This is a genomic window from Legionella bozemanae, assembly GCF_001648595.1.
Taxonomy (GTDB): Bacteria; Pseudomonadota; Gammaproteobacteria; order Legionellales; family Legionellaceae; genus Legionella; species Legionella bozemanae.
On record NZ_LBAW01000088.1, the window covers coordinates 1 to 797 of the forward strand.

A 797-nucleotide genomic window follows, 5' to 3' on the forward strand; every position below is an offset into this window, starting at 1 on the left:
TGAACTTACTCAAGCCCAGAAACACCGTGTAACCAGCCTGGTTAAAAGCCTCAACTCTCCGCAAAAAGAAGATTTAAGTGCAGAGATTGAATTTTGTTTGCTTAATCCCAAGCATTTCACTGCCTGTGGTAATGACTTTAGTCGAAAACTCAATGCCATTCGTGGGGTCATTTTGAGGGGAGGTTGGCAAACACCTGCGGGTATGGTGCGCGACGTTTCCACAACGAAAAAATCAAACACTTCAATTGTGAAGCAACTTGAAAATGAACTTAAGGAGGCACATGCCGAAGTCAGTCATTTTCAAAAGTTGCTTACAACTGCCAGGGAACATACACGAGCCCATTTTGAAACGATTATTAACCAGACTAAAAACAAAATTCATGACATTGAAGCACAGTTAAGACAAGTGATGTCTTCACAACAAGAGGCACCCTGTTGAGAACCTCTGGGGTGATTCGGGTACAGAAAAGAAAAAAGATAAGGAATAGCATGAAAAAAAACAGCAGAAAGTTATTCAAAGTGTTCGCAGTAAGTTCCGCAGCAGTGATAACAGGTTGTGCTGCAACACAAACAGCATTAGAGCATAGGTCACTGCAAGTCAGTACGAAGCAAAGTGAGACTATCTTTTTAGATCCTGTTTCTAAAGCGCAGAAAACAGTGTATGTGTCAGTGAAAAACACATCAGATGAAGAAATCAATATCGCGCCACAATTAAAAACAGCCTTGATGAAACATGACTACACGGTAGTCAATAATCCAAGTTCGGCGCACTACCTATTGCAAGCTAATGTGCTCAA

At 41.2% G+C, this 797-nt stretch carries 1 protein-coding gene and 1 pseudogene; both read left to right on the forward strand.

Features of this window, described 5'->3' with window-relative positions:
* A pseudogene (locus A8O27_RS18950) lies at positions 1 to 439 on the forward strand (replication protein); the annotation flags it as partial.
* 50 nt (positions 440 to 489) lie between these two features.
* Positions 490 to 797, forward strand: a 308-nt coding sequence (gene traT / locus A8O27_RS18170; RefSeq protein WP_220442856.1) for a complement resistance protein TraT, incomplete at its 3' end; no start/stop codon positions are given.